We start from the raw sequence: 19,236 nt of genomic DNA on the forward strand, positions 1-19,236 counted from the left end.
TTTTTTTTGTCCGCTCGCCCCGCCCGGAGGGCCCGCGCCGGCGGCGGGGGCCGCGCGCCGGTTTGCCTGCGCGGCCGTCCCCCCCCCCCCGCGGCCCCCGGGCCCTGGCGGGCCCGCGTGCGGAGCTACACCGCGAGGGTCGGGGCCACCAGCGCGCGCGACTCGGCGTAGAGGGCGGCGGCCGGCGGGAGGACGGTGGGGACCCCCGCGTGGAGGACCGTCGTCGTGCCCGTCCCGATGCGGCCCGGGTCCGCGACACGGCGCAGCGCCTGGGCCGCGACCGCGTCGGCGGAGCCGTAGAAGGTGAAGCCCGGGGCCACCGTGGCGGCGACGGCCGCGCGGATGCGGTCCTCGACCAGCTCGTAGTGGGTGCAGCCGAGGACGATCGCCGACGTGCCGGCGGGCGTCCGGGCGGCGGCGTCCGCGATCGCCGCGGTGATCGCGTCGTCGTCGCCGTGCTCGACCGCGTCCGCCAGCCCCGGGCAGGCGACCTCCGTCACGTCCGCCGTGCCCCCGAAGTCGCGGATCAGGCCGCGCTGGTAGGCGCTGCCCGTGGTGGCCGGGGTCGCCCAGATGGCGACCGGCCCGCCGAGCGCCGCCGCGGGCTTGATGGCCGGGACGGTGCCGATGACGGGCAGCTCCGGTTCGAGCTCGGCCCGCAGGGTGGCGAGCGCGTGGACGGAGGCGGTGTTGCAGGCGATCACGAGCGCGTCCGGCCCGAGCGCCGCCGCGGCCCGGGCGCAGCCGAGCGCGAGCTCGGTGATCTCTTCGGGCGTGTGCGGGCCCCACGGCATCGACGCGGGGTTCGACGACAGCACGAGGTCGACGTCCGGGCGCAGCTTCCGCAGCGCGGCGGCGGCGGCCAGCAGGCCGATTCCGGAGTCCATCAGTGCGATCTTCACGGGACGAGACTTTAGTCGATCCCCCCTTCCGGGCCCGTTCTGCGGCAGACTGCCGGAGTGACCGTCCTGCTGTGGATCGCCGCGTCCTCCCTGCTGGTCTGGCTCTGGCTGGCGTGCTGCCACGGGTCCTTCTGGCGCACCGACGTGCGGCTCCCGCCGCGCCGGCCCCCGGCGCGCTGGCCGCAGGCGGCCGTCGTGGTGCCGGCCCGGGACGAGGCGCGGGTGCTGCCGGTCAGCCTGCCGACGCTGCTGGCGCAGAAGTACCCGGGGCGCGCGCGGGTGATCCTGGTGGACGACCACAGCTCCGACGGCACCGGCGCCCTCGCCGCGGAGCTGCGGACGATGGACGGCCTGGAACTGACCGTCACCACCCCTCCCCCGTTGCCGCCCGGCTGGACGGGCAAGCTGTGGGCGCTGCGGCACGGCGTCGAACTGGCCGGCCCGGACGCGGAGTACCTCCTCCTGACGGACGCGGACATCGCGCACGGCCCGGACTCGCTCGCCGAGCTGGTGGCCGCGGCCGAGAGCAACGGGCTGGACCTCGTGTCCCAGATGGCCCGGCTGCGGGTCCAGACCGGCTGGGAACGGCTCATCGTGCCCGCGTTCGTGTACTTCTTCGCACAGCTGTACCCGTTCCGCCGGAGCAACCGCCCCGGCGGACGGACGGCGGCCGCGGCGGGCGGCTGCTCGCTGGTGCGGCGGGAGGCGCTGGAACGGGCGGGCGGCGTGGCCGCGATCCGGGGCGCGGTGATCGACGACGTGTCGCTGGCCCGCGCGGTGAAGGCGACGGGCGGGCGGACCTGGCTCGGCCTCGCCGGGGAGGTCGACAGCGTCCGGCCGTACCCACGACTGGAGCAGCTGTGGCGGATGGTCTCGCGGAGCGCGTACGCCCAGCTGCGGCACTCGCCGCTGCTCCTGCTCGGGACGGTGCTCGGGCTGGCGCTGGTGTACCTGGTCCCGCCGGTGGCGACGGTGACCGGCCTGCTCGCGGGGGCTCCGGCGGTCGCCGTGGCGGGCGGGGCGGCGTGGGCGCTGATGGCCGGCACGTACCTGCCGATGGTCCGGTACTACGGGCAGCCGGCTCCGGCCGTGCTGCTGCTCCCGTTCACGGCGGCGATGTACCTGCTGATGACGGTGGACTCGGCCGTCCAGCACTGGCGCGGGCGGGGAGCGGCCTGGAAGGGCCGGACGTACTCGCAGCAGGCCTGACACCCGGGCTCCGGGTTGGCGGGTTGGTGGGTGTCCGGGTTGGTGGGTGTCCGGGTTGGTGGGTGTCCGGGTTGGTGGGTGTCCGGGTTGGTGGGTGTCCGGGTTGGTGGGTGTCCGGGTTGGCGGGTGTCCGGGTTGGCGGGTGTCCGGGTTGGCGGGTGTCCGGGTTGGCGGGTGTCCGGGTTGGCGGGTGTCCGGGTTGGCGGGTGTCCGGCTCTGGGACCGGCGCGGGCTGACGTGGTTCGGCGCGGGAGCCGGGGCGGGAAGCCGGGCGGGGATCCGGCTGGGATTCCGCGCGTGATTCCGCGCGCGACCGGCTGTCGCGGATCCATACTGCTCGAATGGACCGTCAACGGCTCTCCCGTCTCGCCCATGCCCGCCACCCGGTCGCCGCGCCGCTCGCGGACGAGTCGGTGGCCCGACTGCTGGAGCGCGCCACCGGGCACGCCGAGGCCGGCCGGATGCTGGACCTCGGCTGCGGGGAGGGCGCCTGGCTGGTCCGAGCGCTGGCCGCGCGCCCGCGGTGGCGAGCGGTCGGGGTCGACCTCGACGCGGACGCGCTGACCCGGGCCCGGGAGACGGCGACCGCGCTGGGCGTGGTGCGACGGATCGGCCTCCACCACGTCGACGCACGGGAGTTCGACTCGGCGGAACCGTTCGACCTGGTCCTGAACGTCGGTGCGACGCACGCTTTCGGCGGGCTGCTGCCGGCATTGGCCGCCGTCCGCGATCAACTCGCGCCGGGCGGGCGGGTACTGGTCGGCGAGGCGTTCTGGGAGCGCGAGCCGTCCCGGGCCGCGCTGGAAGGGCTGGGCGCGGACCGGGACGACTACGCGGACCTGGCGACCACCACCGACCGCCTGATCGCCGAGGGCTGGACACCGGTGGACGGGCACGTCAGCAGCCAACAGGAGTGGGACGCCTACGAGTTCTCGTGGACGGGCACGCTCGCCGAGTGGGCGCTCGACCACCCGGACGACCCCGGCGCGGCCTCCGCCCGCGAGGCCGCCGACCGGCACCGCGCCGCATGGCTGCACGGCTACCGGGGCGTGCTCGGGTTCGTCACCTACCTGCTGCGGCGTGGCTGAACCCTCCTACCACGCAGGTCACTTCTGGGTGCGCGCGAGGAAGTCGTCGATCAGCGGGGCGATTTCGGGCAGCTTCTCCTCCAGCGCGAAGTGCCCGGTGTCGAGGACGTGCAGCTCGGCGCCGGGGAGATCGCGCAGGTAGGCGCGGGCGCCGGCCTCCGTGAAGAACAGGTCGTTGCGGCCCCAGACGATCAGCGCCGGCGGCTGGTCGGCGCGCAGCCACTCCTGCCAGACCGGGTAGAGCTCGACGTTGGAGTGGTAGTCCAGGGCGAGTTCGACCTGGATGTCCTTGCGGCCGGGCCGGTCGAGGAAGTGCTGGTCGAGCGTCCAACCGTCGGGGGCGACGAGGGTCGGGTCGCCGGTGCCGCCCTCGTACTGGCCGCGGGTGATCTCCAGGGTGAGGATCGCGCGGGCCCGTTCGCCGGCACCCTCGACGCCGTGCCGGTTGGCGATGAACTCCCGCGCCTGGTCGGAGAGTCCCTCCTCGTAGGCGTTGCCGTTCTGGACCACCAGACCGGTGATCCACTCGGGCCGGCGGGTCGCCAGGCGAAACCCGACGGGGGCGCCGAAGTCGAAGACGTACAGCGCGAAGCGGTCGAGGCCGAGCGCGAGGCAGAACCGCTCGACGACGTCGGCGAGGGTGTCGAAGCGGTAGTGGAAGGCGTCCGGCGCGGGGCTGTCGCTGTGGCCGAAGCCGGGGTAGTCGGGGGCTATCAGGCGGTAGCGGGTGCCGAGCGCGTCGAACAGGCGGGCGTACTGGTGCGACGCGGACGGGAAGCCGTGCAGCAGGAGGAGAACGGGGGCGTCGGCCGGGCCGGTCTCGCGGTAGAAGACGCGCAGGCCGTCGAGATCGACGTGGCGGTGGTGGACGTGCGGGATCGTCAGCTCGCTCATGCTAACCATTAAACAGCATTGAGATGGTTAGTTGGCAAGGGTGAGCTCACTGATTCCATGTCACTGACTCCACGTCACCGGCCCGACCGGGCCCGGGCATCAGTGCTTGCGCTGCTGCTCCTGCTGGACCAGGTAGTCCAGCACCTCGGGCATCGCGTCGACGCTGCCGGCCTTGCTCGGCGAGGTGCGGTACTCGCCCTGGACGACCACCGTGGGCAGCTCGTTGACGCCGTAGCGGACGAACTGCGCGGCCGCGTCGTCGACCGACCGCGCCACCTCGGCGGACCGGTAGGCCTCGCGGAACCGCTGCGGGTCGACGCCGTGGCGCGCGGCCCAGTCGGTGGCGGCGACCTCGGTGGTGAGGTCGGCCTTGTCGTTGTGCACCGAGCGGAACGCGCTCACCTGCAGTCTCTCGACCAGGCCGAGGCGCTCCAGCGTGTAGTACAGGCGCGCGTGGCCGCGCTGCACGGCCTCCTCCGGGCCGCCCTGCCAGATCGCGGGGATCCGCCGCAGGGCGACGTCCGAGCGGTGCTTGTCCGACCAGGCCTGGAGCGGCTGTTCGAGCTGCTGCGAGTGGCCGCAGTCGTACCAGAAGAACTCGACCGCCTCGGTGCGGGCGGACTCGCGCACCGGCTGCGGGTGGTCGAGCTTCACGTACTGGACGCCCTCGGCGGGCTGGCGGTGGACGGCCGCGCCGGCCTGGACGGGCGACGCGGCGATCCCGGCGGCGACCGCGAGCAGGACGGTGGACCTCAGCAGCGCCTTCGACTTCGCGGGCTTCACGGGCTTGACGGGCTTGAGGGGCTTCGCCGGCGCCTCGGGCTTCTCGGACTTCGCAGGATTCACATCGGGCAGTCTGGCCGTGACGGTTCGTTACCGGCGAGTCGTCGCAGGGCGGGTAGGGCCCGATTCGCCCGATCGGCGTACCGGGGCGTACGGGTGGTGACGTGCGACGGTGGACCGGCGACGGGCGACGGGCGACGGCGGACAACTAACAGATGACAGATGACAGATGTTGAAATCTGTCATCTGTCATCTGTTCGCCGTCACCCGTCTCGCCCGCCCCCGGCTCTCCGCCCACACCTCGGCGACCAGCCGCTGCCAGGCGTCCACGACCGCGCCGAGCTCGAAGTGCGCGAGCGCGTGCTCCCGGGCCGCCGCGCCGAGGCCCGCTCGGTTGCAGGCCAGCACCTTGGCCAGCGCCTCCGCGAGGGCGAGCGGATCCCCCGGGGCGACCAGCGCGCCGGTCGCCCCGTCCCGGACCACCTCCCGCACCCAGCCCACGTCCGTCGCCACCGCCGGCACCCCGGCCAGCGCCGCCTCGATGAGCGCGCCGGGCACGCCCTCGCTGTCACTCGTCAGCAGCACTGCGTCGGCGGCCCGGTAGAGCGGAACGGGGTCGGGCAGCGCACCGAGGAAGTGGGCCCGGGCCGCGGCCGGGTGCCGGGCCAGGACCTCCCGCAGCGGGCCGTCCCCGGCGACGGCGAGGCGGACGTCCGGCAGCCGGTCGAGCACGTCGAGCGCGAGGTCCAGCCGCTTCTCGGGCGCAATCGCGCCGATCCACGCCACCAGCAGGACGTCCACGGGCAGCCCGAGCGCGTGCCGGGCGGCCCGCCGCTCGTCCTTCCCCTCCGCGGGCGGATAACTCTCGGCTGCACGGGAGTTGGGGATCACCCGCACCTTTCCGTCGGGCAGCCGGAAGTGCTCCTCCAGGACGGTCCTGGCCTCGTCGGTGAGCGTGGTGACGGCCGCCGCCCGGTGCAGGAGGGTGCTGCCGCGGACCCGGCGCAGCGCCGTCCCCGTCCAGTAGCGGGGGTGGCCGACGGACACGTAGACGAACGGCGTGCGGGTCCCGGCCAGGGCGAGGGCGCAGGCGGCGAGGGTGTCGGAGCCGTGGGCGAGGACGACGTCGGCGGCGCGGGCGGCGGAGCGCAGGGCCAGCAGCGTGGAGGGACGCAGCCGGCCGGGGCCGAGGACGGTCGCGGTGCGCGCGCCGGGGGCGTCAGGCGCGAAGGGCGAGTGCTCCGAGTGCTGCGGGTACTGCGGGTACTGCCGGTACTGCGAGGGGAGCGACACGGGCGAGGACGTGGACGAGGACGTGGACGTTGCGCCCGGTTGGTCCGGCGCCAGGGGCTCGTGGGCCGCCGGCGACGTCTGCGGACGCGCCCCGGGCGGTATCGCCCGCGCCGCGGGGCCGTGGTCCGGCCCGCCGTCGGGCTGCTGCTCGATACGCTGCCCCGACCGCGAGCCCGGGGAGGAGCGTGAGCCGGGGTTCGGCGCGAGGGCCATCAAGGCGGAGGACTGGCCCCGCCGGCGCATCTCGTGGTGGAGGTCCCGGGCGAAGTTCTGGGCGCCGCTGCGGCGCGAATCGCTGATCAGGTGCAGGATGCGGGGACGGGTTTCGGCCGGGTCGGCCGACGTATCGCACGTGTCGTCGGGCATGGCAACGACCTTGGCACAGCGTCACGCGCGCGACAGCCCCTTCGCACCACCCGGTGGTGGTCCGTGCGCCCGCGCTGATACCCCCGGCGTGCGCTGGCAGCCCGCCGTCGTGCGCCGGATGCGACCGCTGTGCGCCCCGGTTCGCCCCACCGTTCGGCCCTGTTCCACCCCGGTCCGGCCCGTTCCCCGCCACACGGCGCCGGTCGGCACCGTGTGGCGTTCCCCTCGCGCGTAATCCCTGGCGGGCCGCGCGGGCCACCTGCGATGCTGATCGGCAGTCAGGGCGCGTCCGGCACGGGAGAACGGACGCACCCGGTGAAGGGCGGGGGTGGCCTGTGCACGTGCTTCAGGTGATCGACGACGTCAGCCGGCTCGGTGCGGCCGGGCGGGCCCTGCTCGCGATGACGCCCCAACTGGTGCGCGCGGGCGTCGGTTTGGACGTCGCTTACCTCCACGACGTGCCCGGCGGCTGTCAGGCCGAGCTCACCGAGGCGGGCGCCGCCGTGTTCGCCGTCGGCCGCCCGGGCCGGGCCGCCACCGCGGCCGCGCTGCACCGGCTGATCCGCGAGCGCCGCCCCGACCTCGTCCACACCACCCGCCACGCCGGGGCCCGGCGCTCCGACCTGCTCGCCCGCGCCGCCGCGCTGGCCGCCCGGACGCCGGTGGTCACCAGCCTGGCCGATCCGCCGTCCGGCGCGGCGGGGGCGGCCGGGCTCGGCCCGTCCCAGGCGCTGGACGCCGCGACCGCCCGGGGCACCCGCCGCTTCCACGCCCTCACCCGGTACGTCGCCGCGGCGACGGCGCAACGCCTCCGGGTGCCCCGCCGGCGGATAGACGTCGTCCCGCGCGGACGGGACCCGGAGTTGCTCGGCACCGCGACCCCCGAGCGCCGGGCCGCCGTGCGCGGGGCGCTGGCCCTGCCCGGGGACGTGCCCGTCGTGCTCGTCGCCGCCGGCCAGTACCACCGCAAGGGCCTGGACGTGCTGCTCGACGCCTGGCCGGTGATCCGGTGCGCGGAGCCGACGGCCGTCCTGTTGCTCGCGGGTGCCGAGGGCCCCGAGACGGCGCGGCTGCGCGCACTCGCCGACGCCGCCGGGAACGTCCGTTTCCTCGGGCCGCGCGAGGACGTCGCCGATCTGATGGCCGCCGCCGACGCGGTCGCGGTGCCCGCGCGGCGGGACGGCCAGGGCGGTGCGGCGATCGAGGCGATGGGCATCGGCACGCCCCTGGTCTGCACGGACCTGCCCGGTCTGCGCGAGACCGTCGGGTCCGGGGACTACGCCCGGCTCGTCCCGCCGGAGCGGCCGGCCGACCTCGCGGCGGCCATCGCCGACACGCTCACGGACCGGTCGGCGGCCCGCGCGCGGGCGACGGCGGCCCGGGCGCGCTTCCTCACCTCGTTCACACTGCACCAAGTGTCCGCCCAGATGGTCGAGTTCTACGAACGCTCACTGCGCGTGCGACCGGTGTGAGGGAGGGCGGAGCCCGGACCACGAGGTCACGCAGCCGCCCCCCGGTCAGCCGCGAACGGCACCGAACCGGACCGGACCGAACCCGCCGAACCGCACCACACCACACCGAACAACACCGGACGACACCGACCCCGCCGGATCGCCCCGTACGCGGAGCGCCCGGGCGCCGACTGCGTACGGCCTGCTCCCCTCCGAGGCCCGTTACGCGAATCGGGTGAACGCGGTTGGACCTCAGCCCCGACCGGTCGGCAGGATGTCCGGCCGGGGCGCCTCCGTGTACCCCATCTCCCCCTCCCCCGTACGGATTTGGAGTACTCGGTGTTCAAGGGATTCCGCAGCTTCCTGCTGCGCGGAAACGTGGTGGACCTCGCGGTCGGCATCGTGATCGGCGCGGCCTTCACCGCCGTCGTCACCGGGTTCGTCACCGCCTTCCTCACTCCGCTCATCGGGGTCGCGACCGGCGCCGTCGGCGACTTCACCCAGAAGACCTTCGACGTCGCGGGCACCCGCTTCCCCTACGGCGTCTTCGTCAACGCGCTGATCGGCTTCGTCCTGGTCGCCGCCGTCATCTACTTCGTCGTGGTGGTGCCGGTCGGCAAGCTGCAGGCCCGGTTCGAGGAGGGCAAGCCGGCGCCGGCCGCCAAGGTCGACTGCCCGGAGTGCCTGAGCGCGATCCCGGCCGCGGCGCGGCGCTGCTCGTTCTGCACCTCCGAGGTCACCGGCCACCCCGGCCTCCCGGCCCAGGCCCAGGCCCTGCAGTCACACTGACGAGGCACACCAGCTGAGCGCCCCGGCGGGCGCGCCGACCGGGCCCACTGCCCGGCCCGGCCTCGCACAAGTCGGGCCGCACGGGCGAGAAGTCGGCCCGCGCACACGCTGACGGGGACTTTATCCCCGAAACATTCACGAGCCCCCGTCGCACCCTCGGCGGGGGCTCGAACGCGCCCGCGCACGCCCCGTCCGTAAAAGTTTCTCCGCCAGGTACCCGGGCCGTCACCGGCCAGTCACCACAAGGCCCCGCAGGTCGTGCGTCCGGGCGCTGTTCGATCACTGACGGGGTGTCGAGGTTGTCCGGATCTGAACGCCGGTATGTCCGTTCTTCCTACTTTCGAAACCTTTGTGCGAGCGAAGACTGTGTAAACACTCGAACTGCTCCCCCTCCCGCTCTCCTCAGCAGGCGCATTGTGGGCTTACCGTATGCCCCATGACCTCGCCCCGCTCCTACGACGGAGTCGGCTACCCCTCTCCGTCCTTCTCCTCCGGCACGCCGATTTACGACAGCCTTGTCGCCGAACGCGGTGTCCCGCAGATCGCCCCCATCAATGTGCCGGCCGCCCTGCCGCCGGCCATGTCGTCCGGGTACGGATCAAGCCTCGGCCCGTCCTACGACAACCGCTACGGCGCCGGCTACGAGAGCGCCGCCTCCAACCTCCCCGCCCTGCCGCCGGCCCGCCTCGCCCTCGGTCCCGGCCCGAGCAGCGCCCCCTCCGCCAGCCCCGCCACGGCGTACATCCCGGCACAGTCCGCGCCGGCGTACGCCTCCGCGCCCCAGCCGCCCGTTCCCGGCTACGGCGGCCAGCAGGCGTACCAGCGTCCGCAGCCGTCGGCACCCGGCTTCGCCCAGACCGCGAGCGGCGGTTACCAGCCGTCCGGCGGCCAGAGCTTCGGCGGCCAGAACACCTTCGTCGGCGGCCAGGGCGGCCAGCAGTCGTTCGGTGCGCAGCCGATCGGCGGCCCGGGCGCGTTCGGGCCCGGCCAGCCGGGCCAGCAGCACGGCGGCCCGCAGAGCTTCGGCGGCCAGCAGTCGTTCAACGGCGCGGGCCAGGCCGGCCCCGGCTTCCCCGGCCAGGGCGACCAGTCCTTCGGCGGCGGCCAGCTGCGCCCGGCCATGGCCCCGGTCGCGCCGGTGCGCCCGATGCAGCCGCAGCGTCCGGGCCCGTACGGCGAGCCCGGTCAGTTCCAGCAGAACGGCTACCAGCCGCAGGGCCAGGGCTACTGAGCCACTGACCTCCCAGGGCCGAATCCCCACCCGGCCCGCACCCGCACCACCTGAGTACCACCCGGCGCCCCCTGAACGCCGGGCGAACGGAGAAACGGGTCATCCACGGACCGCCCGGAACGCCCCCCACGGCGTCCGGGCGGTCCGTGCGCGTTCAGGGGTCCGTGCGCCATCAGAGGTCCGTGCGCGTTCAGGGGGCACACACAAGGGGCGCGAAGGGGCGCACGCTTTGGCGGGTACGCGGACCGCCCGGCGCGCCCGCGGAAGTGCGCGCACGCACGGGGGGCGATCCGACCGGCGCGATCGCGGCTGGCAGGATGGAGGGATGCAGCTCTCCGGACTCCACGTCTACCCCGTCAAGTCCATGTACCGCGTGAGCCCCGACAGCGCCCCCGTCGAACCCTGGGGCCTCGCCGGAGACCGCCGCTGGATGCTCGCCGACCCCACCGGGCGCTTCGTCAGCCAGCGGGAGAACCCCGCCCTCGGCCAGATCCGCACCGGCCTCGGCCCGGACGGGACGCTCACCCTCACCGCCCCGGGCGGCGACCGGATCGAGATCGCCGCCCCCACCGTCGCGGCCGGCGACCCGCTCGCCGAGGTCGAGGTCTGGGGCACCCGCTTCCGCGCCGCCGAGGCGCCCAAGGAGGCGCACGAGTGGATCGCCGAGCACCTCGGCGAGTACCGCCTGGTGCACCTGGACGACCCGCACGCCCGGCCCGTCGACCCGGAGTACGGCGAGCCCGGCGACACCGTCTCGATGGCCGACGGGTTCCCGCTGCTGCTCGCCACCACCGCCTCGCTCGCCCGCCTCAACGAACTCGTGGCCGCCGCGCACCCCGACGGCCACGAGACGCTGCCGATGGAACGTTTCCGCCCCAACGTCGTGGTCGACGGCAGCGAACCGTGGGCCGAGGACGGCTGGCGCCGGATCCGGATCGGCGAGCTGACCTTCCGGGTCGTCAAGCCCTGCGGCCGCTGCGTCGTCACCACCACCGACCAGGAGAGCGGCGAGCGGCGCGGGCCCGAACCGCTGCGCACCCTCGCCAAGCACCACCGGCTGCGCAAGCAGGCCGCGTTCGGCATGAACCTCATCCCCGAGCGGCCGGCTTCCACCGGTCTCCCGGGACAGGGCGGCGACGTCCTCGGCACGCTGCGGCTCGGCGACGAGGTCGAGGTCCTGGAGGACGGCCGGCAGTGGCCGGTCGACTCCCGCGCCTGAGCTGAGCACCGCCGCACGCGCTCCCGCGCGCACCACGCGACCCACCGCCCCCACCGCGCAACTCCCACTCCGGAACCAGGAGTGTGTGCGCTCGTTGAAACCGGTGGGCGGAACATGTGGCGAAGACGGGATCCGCCGGTGCCCGCACGATCGCGGGCACCGGCCGGGCACCGGCCGTAGCACCCCCGCGAGCGCGCTACGGTGGGCGGACGGCCCGCGCACCGCAGCGCGCACGGCCCGATGATCGCCGGCTCGACGAAGGTGGGGACGACAGACCGTCATGGCTGAGCACAGGGTCCGGGTCACCCAGGACAGCGCATCCCGCTGGCGACGCCGCGCCGGCGAGTACGACACGCTCGCGGAGGCCCTCGCCGCCGCCGAACCGGGCGACACCGTGACCGTCCGCCCCGGCACCTTCCGCGAGAACGTGCTGCTCGACAAGCCCGTGACGATCGTCCCGGCGCAGGGCCCCGGCACCGTCCGCATCGACCCGCCCTCCGGCGTGCCACTGACCGTCACCGCCTCGGCCACCGTCCGCGACCTCGTCGTCGAGGGCGGCGACACCTCCGTCCCCGCCGTCCTCGTCACCGGCCCCGAGGCCGCCCCCTCCTTCAGCGGCTGCCGCGTGGAGAGCCGCTCCGCCAGCGGGTTCGAGATCACCGGCGGCGCCCGCCCCACCCTGCGCGGCTGCGTCGTCGCCAACCCCGGCGGCCTCGGCCTGCGGCTGCGCGGCGAAGGCACCGCCGCCGCGTTCGAGGACTGCGAGGTCGCCGCCGCCGCCCAGGCCGGACTCGCCGTCCTCGGCGGCGCCACCGCCGCCCTCGAACGCTGCCGCGTCCACCACACCGCCGGCGCCGGCGTCCTGCTTTCCGACCCCGGCAGCGCCGCCGAACTGACCGGCTGCGAGATCTACGAGATCCGCGGCAGCGGCGTCCAAGCCGAGGCCCACGCCGGCGGCCGGCTCGTCGACTGCGAGATCCACCGCGTCACCGGCAACGGCCTGACCCTCGACGGCGAGGCCGAACTCACCCTCACCGGCTGCCGCGTCCACGACCTGCCCGAGAACGGCGCCGACCTGCGCGGCCGCGCCCGGCTCACCCTCTCCCACAGCACCGTCCGCGACTTCGGGCGCGGCGCGCTCTCCGTCTGGGACCAGGGCACCGAGGCCGTCGCCGAGTCCAGCCAGATCCACGGCTCCACCGGCGAGTACCCGGCGCTGTGGGTCAGCGACGGCGCCCGGCTCACCCTCACCGACTGCGCCCTGCACGACCTGCCCGACGCGCTGTTCGTCCTCGACCGCGACTCCGCCGCCACCGCCGACCGCTGCTCGTTCAGCCGGATCCGCAGCTCGGCGGTCTCCGTCAGCGGCGGCGCCAAGGTGACACTGACCGCCTGCCGGGTCCAGGAGGCCGGCACCGGACTGTGGTTCCGCGACCACGGCAGCGGCGGCATCCTCACCGACTGCGAGATCTCCGACGTCGCCACCGGCGTCATCGTCACCAAGGGCGCCGACCCGGTGCTGCGCGACTGCACCGTCCGCGCCAGCACCGACGCCGGGGTGTACGTCTCGGCCCAGGGACGCGGCACCTTCGAGGACTGCCGGGTCTCGCACGGCAAGGGCTTCGGCTTCCACATCATCGACGGCTGCCGGAGCCAACTCCTGCGCTGCCGGGCTGAACAGAACGAGCGGGCCGGCTTCGAGTTCTCCGAACCGGGGCCGGTCGCCGAGGGCTGCACCTCCGACGACGTCGGGCCGGCCGCGGGCGCGGCGCCGGGGGCCGCCTTCGGGACGGCCCCCGGGTCCGCCTTCGGACCGGCCGCCGGCGCAACGGACCTACCCGCACCGCGCTCCGCCCAACTGACCACCGCCGTAGCGGCGTTGGCCCCGCCCACCGCCATGCCCGGGATCGCGCCGATCCCCGACTGCCGGCCCGCCGACGAAGCCCTCGCCGAACTCGACGCGCTCGTCGGCCTCGCCACCGTGAAGGAGGAGGTGCGCACCCTCATCGACCTGATCTCGGTCGGCCGGCGCCGCCGCCAGGCCGGGCTCAAGGCCCCCTCGCTGCGCCGGCACCTCGTCTTCACCGGCGCCCCCGGCACCGGCAAGACCACCGTCGCCCGCCTCTACGGCGAGATCCTCGCCTCCCTCGGCGTGCTCCAGCGCGGACACCTCGTCGAGGTCGCCCGCGTCGACCTCGTCGGCGAACACATCGGCTCCACCGCGATCCGCACCGCCGCCGCCTTCGACCGCGCGCGCGGCGGCGTCCTCTTCATCGACGAGGCGTACGCGCTCGCCCCCGAGGACGGCGCCCGCGACTTCGGCCGGGAGGCGATCGACACCCTGGTCAAGCTCATGGAGGACCACCGGGACGAGGTCGTCGTCATCGTCGCCGGCTACACCGCCGAGATGGAACGCTTCCTCTCCGCCAACCCCGGTGTCTCGTCCCGCTTCTCACGCACCATCAGCTTCGCCGACTACTCGGCGGACGAACTCCTCGACATCGCCCGCGCCCAGTGCGCCGAGCACGAGTACGCCCTCACCGAGGCCACCGAGGACGCGCTGCTGCACCACTTCGCCACGATCGAGCGCGGCCCCAACTTCGGCAACGGGCGCACCGCCCGGCAAGTCTTCGAGACGATGGTCGAACGGCACGCGATGCGCGTCGCCCAGCTGGCCGACCCGTCGACCGAGGAGCTCCAGATCCTCGTCCCGGCCGATCTTCCGGCAGCCCGCGCATCCTGACATTTCGTCACGTTTCTTGCCCCATGTACGTCATACTGCCGGACGGCACGACAGTCGGCGACGGGGGAAACACGATGACACACGGCAGGCGAATAGCCGCCTCGATCCTGTTGGTACTGGCCGGAGTTGCGGGCTGCTCGTCCGGGAACAACCCGGCCCTGGGCACCCAGGGCGGGAACGGCCGGCCGGCCCCGCCCGCCGCGACCAGTGCGGGAACCGCGGGCGGAGCGGGTGACACGGGCAACTCGGGTGCGGGAAGCGGCGACTTCTCGAAGAAGACGAACATGGTGGTGACCGCCGTCTGCACCAAGAACTCCAGCGGTGGCGCGGTCCAGGTCACCGGCTGGGACACGCGGGACTGGCATCCGCTGGCCGAGGCCCTCTTCGTCCTGCCGGCCCCCACCGTGATGACCAACGTGACGCACGAACTGTGCGAGCAGCACTCGCCGTACCAGGTCGCCGGTGAAGCCTCCAGCATCCGGGCGCTGTTCGACCGTGACTACACGCGGATGGCCGTCGCGATCAACGCGGGAGGTGAATCGCGGCACGTCGGCTACGTCGACCGGTCACGGAAGTTCACCGACCTGACGGGCGACGGGGGCTTCGGGATGACGCCGCGGGAGACGGACGCCGCGTTCTCCGCCGACGGTTCGACGATGTGGTTCACCTACGAGGCGACCAGCAGCGACGGGAGCGCGAGCGAGACGCACCTGGGCAGCCGTTCGGTGAGCGGGGACCACGCACTGGTGGACCACTGGCACGGCGAGTCCGGCACCGAGCCCTTCGTGATCCCGCCGCCGTCCGGCAAGGGGCCCGTGGCACTGGGCCGCAGCCGGTTCGACTCCCCCGACGGCCGCCGGATGACCGTCGGTGCCACGCTCTTCGACTCCGCGTCGGTGGGGCCCACGGTCAACGGCATGAGCGAGGAGAAGAAGGGGAAGCCCGCGGTCTGCGACCCGGTCGGCTGGACCGGACCCGACACGCTGCTCTGCGACAGCCAGGACGCCCGCAACCTCTACACCGCCGCTCCGGACGCGACGACTCCGGGCCAGAACCTGCTGCCCGCCAACGACCACGAGAACCACGGGCTGTTGATCTCGCCCGACAGCCACCGCTTCCTCTTCGCCTCCAGCGAGCCGGGATCCCCGCAGGTGTCCGTCTACCTCGCGAACACCGCGCAGGCCACACCTCCGGCCGCACCGACCAAGGTGCCGGCGCCGGACAGCCTCACCTCGGCCGGCTGGAACGCCCACTTCCCTGAGTGGCGGTAGAAGCGGGGAGGAACTCGCGGAAGCACGACAGCTGACAGATAACAGCTGACAGATAACAGATTTCGAAATCTGTTATCTGTCAGCTGTCAGCTGTTCGTCCTACCCCGTCACCCCGCCCAGGCCCCGCCCGCCAGGAACGACTCCAGGGCTGCCCGGTACGGCGCGATGTCGATCCGCTCGCCGGCCAGCCAGTCGTCGGAGTAGTACTTGTCCAGGTAACGGTCGCCCGGGTCGCAGATCAGGCTGACGACGCTGCCATGCCGACCGGCCGCCCGCATCTCGGCGACGATCTTCAGTGCGCTCCACAGCCCCGTCCCGGTGGAGGCCCCCGCCTTCTTCCCGAACACCTGCTCCAGCACCCGCACCGCCGCGATCGAGGCCGCGTCCGGCACCTTCATCATCCGGTCGATCGCGCCGGGCACGAAGCTCGGCTCCATCCGGGGCCGCCCGATGCCCTCGATCCGCGAACCGCTCGCGCACACCGCGTCCGGGTCGTGGTCCACCCAGCCGTCGAAGAAGCAGGAGTTCTCCGGGTCCGCGACGCAGATCCGGGTGTCGTACTGCATGTAGTGGACGTAGCGGGCGATGGTCGCCGAGGTGCCGCCCGTCCCCGCGGTCGCGACGACCCAGGCCGGCTCCGGGTGCGGCTCCAGCTGCAGCTGGGCGAAGACCGACTCGGCGATGTTGTTGTTGCCGCGCCAGTCGGTGGCGCGCTCGGCGTAGGTGAACTGGTCCATGTAGTGGCCACCGGTCTCCTCCGCGAGCCTCGCGGACGCCGCGTACACCTCGTCCGAGCGCTCCACCAGGTGGCACTCGCCGCCGTGGAACTCGATCAGGTCGATCTTGGCCTGACTGGTGCTCTTGGCCATCACCGCGATGAACGGCACCCCGACGAGCTGCGCGAAGTACGCCTCGGAGACGGCCGTGGAACCGCTGGACGCCTCGATCACCGGCTTGCCCGGGCGGATCCAGCCGTTGCAGAGCCCGTAGAGGAAGAGCGAGCGGGCGAGGCGGTGCTTCAGCGAGCCGGTCGGGTGGGTGGACTCGTCCTTGAGGTACAGGTCGATCCCCCACTCGGTCGGCAGCGGGAAGCGCAGCAGGTGGGTGTCGGCGGAGCGGTTGGCATCGGCCTGGACCTTGCGCACCGCCTCCTTGAGCCAGGCCCGGTAGTCCGCGTCGGAGCGGTCGACGTCGACGGTCGGCTCGATGCCGCGTCCGCCGCCCGGCGCGCTGCCCAGTTCGGCGCCCAGCTCGGTGCTCATGGTCACTCTCCTCGTCTTGACCCCCCTCTGCTCACTACGAGTGTATGACAGTCACAATAAGTAACGTTTTTCGGATCGCCAGCTTCCGCTTATCTCTGCCCGGCTCTCCCTGCCTCGGCCCCCATGCCCCGACCAGCCACCCGAGCCGCCGGCCCGTGGGACCGCTGTCAGCCCACCTGCACCGACTGCGGGTCCGCCAGGTACGGCCGCCACGCCAGTTCCGCCGCACCGGCGAGTGCGCTGTCCGCCAGCTCGGCGCCGACGATCGGCACCCGTCCGCTGCGCCCCCACAGACAACGCTGGGCGACGACCGCGCGCAGCCGCTCGGGCGCCGCCTCCAGCAGGTCGAGGTGGAGACCGCTGAGCACGACGCGGTCCGGGTTGAGGATGTTGGCGACGCCGGCCAGCCCGAGCCCGAGCCGGTCGATGACGTGCTCGACCGCGGCCCGCGCGCGCTCGTCGGTCGCCGCGGCCCGGCACAGGTCACGCGCCTGGTCGAGCACCGCGCGCCCCGGTACGGGGGTGAGCCCGGCGGCGGCGAGCAGCGCGTCGGGGTCCGTCTCCGCGTTGAGGCACCCGCGGTTGCCGCACACGCAGGGCCGGCCCTGCGGATCCACCGTGAGGTGGCCGACCTCCAGCGCGAGCCCGGCGCTGCCGGTGTGCAGCCGCCCGTCGATGACCAGCGCACCACCGACGCCGCTGTGCCCGGACGTGACCAGGAGCAGGTGACGGGCACCCCGCCCGGCGCCGTGGCGGTACTCGGCGAGCGCGGCGAGGTTGGCGTCGTTGGCGATGGCGGTGGGCAGCGGGTCGAGCGCGTGCGGGCCGTGGTCGGCGCGGCCGACCTCGACGTCGTACAGGTCCGCCACGGGCGTGCCGCTCGGCCAGGCGAAGTGCAGGGCGGCAAGCGCGGTGCCGTCCGGCTCGGTGACCGGGTTGGGCAGCGCGAGCGCCGCGCCGAGGCAGCGGCGGCCGGTGGAGCGGGCGAGCTCGGCGCCCGCCTGGGCGACGGCGCGCAGCATCCGGACCGGGTCGGTCGCGGCGGGCAGCGGCAGGTGGACCGGCGGGTCCAGCAGCCCGCCGAGCCCGGCCAGCGTGACGCTCAGCCCGTCCGTGTGGATCTGCCCCGCGATCACCACCGGGCCCTGCGGGTCGATCGCGAGCCGGTGCGACGGGCGCCCGCGCCCGCCACCCGCAGGACGGGAGTCGACCGTGATCAGGCCCAGCGCCTCCAGCTCGGCCGTGACGGCGCCGGCGGTCGCGCGCGTGACGTCCAGCGCCCGGGTGAGCGCGGAACGGGTCGGTGTCTGACCGGTGTGGATGAGCGAGAGCGCGGGGCCGAGCAGCGTCCGACCGCGATCGGGGGCGGCACGGCGGTGGGCGTCGCGCTGCGCCTCGGAGTCGGTCCCTGGGCCCGCTTTCGGACTTGATGATGAGAGCTGCACGACCCTATTGTGACTTTGTGCCGCTTCGAAACAAAATCCGTGCCTCTGCCCCCACCGACCGGAACTCCCACCAGTCTCGCAGCACACCCCCGCGAACGGACAGCCCCTGGAGTCCGGCGCGCCTCGCACTGACCGCGTTCTTCGCCGTCGACGGCTTCCTCTTCGCCACCTGGGTGGTCCGGATCCCGGACGTCCGCAGCCAGGTCAACGCCTCGCACAGCGCCCTCGGACTCGCCCTGCTCTGCCTGTCGATCGGCGCCGTCCTCACCATGCCGGTGGTCGGCCGGCTCTGCCTGCGGTACGGCTCGCGGCCGGTCACCGTCGGCTCGCTCGCCCTGCTCAGCCTCGCCGTGCCGCTGCCCGCACACACGCACTCGGTGGCCGCGCTCGGCGGTGTCCTGCTGCTGTTCGGCGCGGGATACGGCGGCGCGAACGTCGCCATGAACAGCGCGGCCGTCGACCTGGTCGCACAGCTCCGGCGGCCCGTCATGCCCAGCTTCCACGCCGGGTACAGCCTCGGCGGCCTGGTCGGCGCGGGCGTCGGCGGACTCCTCGCCGGCACCCTCAGCGCCTCCTGGACGCTCGCCCTCGGCGGGCTGCTCGGCCTCGTGATCACGGCGGCGGCGGGCGTCGTCCTGCTGCGCAGCCCGGACGCCCCGCAGGTCGCGGGCGGGAGCAGCGCGGACGAGACCGGTGGCGCCGGCCCGCGCGCCGGGCTGATCGTCGTCCTGCTCGGCCTCACCGCCCTGTGCACCGCGTACGGGGAGGGCGCGATCGCCGACTGGACGACGCTCCACCTCACCGACGACGTGCACGCGAGCGCCGGAACGGCCGCCGCGGGCTACGCGGCGTACGCGTTCGCGATGACCAGCGGGCGGGTCGGCGGCACCTGGCTGTCCATCAGGCTCGGGCAGACCCGGCTGATGCCCCTGGGCGGCCTGACCGCGGCGGCCGGCATGCTGGTCGCGGCGCTCGCACCGTCGGTGCCGCTCGCCATCGGCGGGTTCGTCCTGGTCGGCCTGGGCCTGGCCAACCTGTTCCCGCTCGCCATCGCCCGGGCGGGTTCGGCCGGCGGGCCGCAGGGCGTCGCGCTCGCGTCGACGCTCGGGTACGGCGGGATGCTGATCGGGCCGGTGGTCATCGGCTTCCTCGCCGACGCGGCCGGCCTCCCGCTCGCACTCACCACCGTGGCGGTCGCGGCGGCGGCAGGGGCGCTCCTGCCGCTGACGGTGCGGCGGCGCTGACGGCGGACGGCGGACAGATAACAGCTGACAGATTTCAACATCTGTT

The 19,236-nt window shown here is 74.0% G+C and carries 15 protein-coding genes; 9 read left to right on the plus strand and 6 right to left on the minus strand.

The genetic code is table 11. The features are described from left to right. Positions 1–125 precede the first annotated feature (125 nt). Positions 126–902, minus strand: a complete 777-nt coding sequence (locus tag ACFV4F_RS18195; protein ID WP_380503574.1) for a glutamate racemase — start codon at positions 900–902, stop codon at positions 126–128. Between the two features lie 57 nt (positions 903–959). Between ACFV4F_RS18195 and ACFV4F_RS18200 the strand changes: the two genes are divergently transcribed. Further along, positions 960–2,111 carry a glycosyltransferase gene (locus ACFV4F_RS18200; protein ID WP_359970735.1) on the plus strand — a complete coding sequence of 384 codons (1,152 nt, stop codon included), beginning with the start codon at positions 960–962 and terminating at the stop codon, positions 2,109–2,111. Positions 2,112–2,452: 341 nt separating this feature from the next. Then, a complete protein-coding gene (locus tag ACFV4F_RS18205) occupies positions 2,453–3,199 on the plus strand; it encodes an SAM-dependent methyltransferase (protein WP_380503577.1) in 747 nt (248 codons plus the stop codon). Positions 3,200–3,217: 18 nt separating this feature from the next. Here the strand turns inward: ACFV4F_RS18205 and ACFV4F_RS18210 are convergent, their stop codons facing one another. The 3 genes from ACFV4F_RS18210 to ACFV4F_RS18220 all read right to left on the minus strand — a co-directional run bounded on the left by ACFV4F_RS18210 (position 3,218) and on the right by ACFV4F_RS18220 (position 6,535). Further along, positions 3,218–4,093, minus strand: coding sequence for an alpha/beta fold hydrolase (locus ACFV4F_RS18210; RefSeq protein WP_380445616.1), 876 nt, complete (start codon positions 4,091–4,093; stop codon positions 3,218–3,220). Positions 4,094–4,192: 99 nt separating this feature from the next. Continuing rightward, positions 4,193–4,939, minus strand: a complete 747-nt coding sequence (locus ACFV4F_RS18215) for a thiol:disulfide interchange protein DsbA/DsbL (RefSeq protein ID WP_380503580.1) — start codon at positions 4,937–4,939, stop codon at positions 4,193–4,195. A 186-nt stretch (positions 4,940–5,125) separates the two neighbouring features. Then, positions 5,126–6,535, minus strand: coding sequence for a glycosyltransferase family 4 protein (locus ACFV4F_RS18220; RefSeq protein WP_380503583.1), 1,410 nt, complete (start codon positions 6,533–6,535; stop codon positions 5,126–5,128). A 335-nt stretch (positions 6,536–6,870) separates the two neighbouring features. Here ACFV4F_RS18220 and ACFV4F_RS18225 point away from each other — a divergent pair, with 335 nt between their 5' ends. The 6 genes from ACFV4F_RS18225 to ACFV4F_RS18250 all read left to right on the plus strand — a co-directional run bounded on the left by ACFV4F_RS18225 (position 6,871) and on the right by ACFV4F_RS18250 (position 15,239). Further along, complete coding sequence (locus ACFV4F_RS18225; RefSeq protein WP_380503586.1) at positions 6,871–8,007, plus strand: glycosyltransferase family 4 protein; 1,137 nt, start codon at positions 6,871–6,873, stop codon at positions 8,005–8,007. Between the two features lie 318 nt (positions 8,008–8,325). Further along, positions 8,326–8,775 carry a large conductance mechanosensitive channel protein MscL gene (gene mscL / locus ACFV4F_RS18230; RefSeq protein ID WP_380503589.1) on the plus strand — a complete coding sequence of 150 codons (450 nt, stop codon included), beginning with the start codon at positions 8,326–8,328 and terminating at the stop codon, positions 8,773–8,775. Positions 8,776–9,211: 436 nt separating this feature from the next. Next, complete coding sequence (locus tag ACFV4F_RS18235) at positions 9,212–10,006, plus strand: DUF6643 family protein (RefSeq protein WP_380503592.1); 795 nt, start codon at positions 9,212–9,214, stop codon at positions 10,004–10,006. Positions 10,007–10,331: 325 nt separating this feature from the next. Further along, a complete protein-coding gene (locus ACFV4F_RS18240) occupies positions 10,332–11,225 on the plus strand; it encodes an MOSC domain-containing protein (RefSeq protein WP_380445624.1) in 894 nt (297 codons plus the stop codon). Between the two features lie 280 nt (positions 11,226–11,505). Then, complete coding sequence (locus ACFV4F_RS18245; RefSeq protein ID WP_380503595.1) at positions 11,506–13,968, plus strand: right-handed parallel beta-helix repeat-containing protein; 2,463 nt, start codon at positions 11,506–11,508, stop codon at positions 13,966–13,968. 74 nt (positions 13,969–14,042) lie between these two features. Then, complete coding sequence (locus tag ACFV4F_RS18250) at positions 14,043–15,239, plus strand: hypothetical protein (protein ID WP_380503597.1); 1,197 nt, start codon at positions 14,043–14,045, stop codon at positions 15,237–15,239. Between the two features lie 107 nt (positions 15,240–15,346). Here the strand turns inward: ACFV4F_RS18250 and ACFV4F_RS18255 are convergent, their stop codons facing one another. Together ACFV4F_RS18255 and ACFV4F_RS18260 are read right to left on the minus strand one after the other, a co-directional pair. Next, positions 15,347–16,501, minus strand: a complete 1,155-nt coding sequence (locus tag ACFV4F_RS18255; protein ID WP_380503600.1) for a PLP-dependent cysteine synthase family protein — start codon at positions 16,499–16,501, stop codon at positions 15,347–15,349. 167 nt (positions 16,502–16,668) lie between these two features. Further along, positions 16,669–17,946 carry an ROK family protein gene (locus ACFV4F_RS18260; protein WP_380503603.1) on the minus strand — a complete coding sequence of 426 codons (1,278 nt, stop codon included), beginning with the start codon at positions 17,944–17,946 and terminating at the stop codon, positions 16,669–16,671. 17 nt (positions 17,947–17,963) lie between these two features. On the opposite strand from ACFV4F_RS18260, the gene ACFV4F_RS18265 reads away from it, so the two are divergent. Beyond that, the gene (locus ACFV4F_RS18265; RefSeq protein WP_380503606.1) at positions 17,964–19,190 is read left to right on the plus strand and encodes an MFS transporter; all 1,227 of its coding nucleotides are present in this window, start codon (positions 17,964–17,966) and stop codon (positions 19,188–19,190) included. The last annotated feature ends 46 nt before the right edge of the window (positions 19,191–19,236 follow it).

Source organism: Kitasatospora sp. NPDC059722, assembly GCF_042733235.1.
GTDB lineage: Bacteria > Actinomycetota > Actinomycetes > Streptomycetales > Streptomycetaceae > Kitasatospora.

Excerpts from the sequence above, each read along its gene's own strand:
- ACFV4F_RS18255 (WP_380503600.1), bottom strand. The coding sequence starts at position 16,501 with ATGAGCACCGAGCTGGGCGCCGAACTGGGCAGCGCGCCGGGCGGCGGA.
- ACFV4F_RS18210 (WP_380445616.1), bottom strand. The coding sequence starts at position 4,093 with ATGAGCGAGCTGACGATCCCGCACGTCCACCACCGCCACGTCGATCTC.
- ACFV4F_RS18235 (WP_380503592.1), top strand. The coding sequence starts at position 9,212 with ATGACCTCGCCCCGCTCCTACGACGGAGTCGGCTACCCCTCTCCGTCC.
- ACFV4F_RS18250 (WP_380503597.1), top strand. The coding sequence starts at position 14,043 with ATGACACACGGCAGGCGAATAGCCGCCTCGATCCTGTTGGTACTGGCC.
- ACFV4F_RS18205 (WP_380503577.1), top strand. The coding sequence starts at position 2,453 with ATGGACCGTCAACGGCTCTCCCGTCTCGCCCATGCCCGCCACCCGGTC.
- ACFV4F_RS18245 (WP_380503595.1), top strand. The coding sequence starts at position 11,506 with ATGGCTGAGCACAGGGTCCGGGTCACCCAGGACAGCGCATCCCGCTGG.
- ACFV4F_RS18240 (WP_380445624.1), top strand. The coding sequence starts at position 10,332 with ATGCAGCTCTCCGGACTCCACGTCTACCCCGTCAAGTCCATGTACCGC.
- ACFV4F_RS18220 (WP_380503583.1), bottom strand. The coding sequence starts at position 6,535 with ATGCCCGACGACACGTGCGATACGTCGGCCGACCCGGCCGAAACCCGT.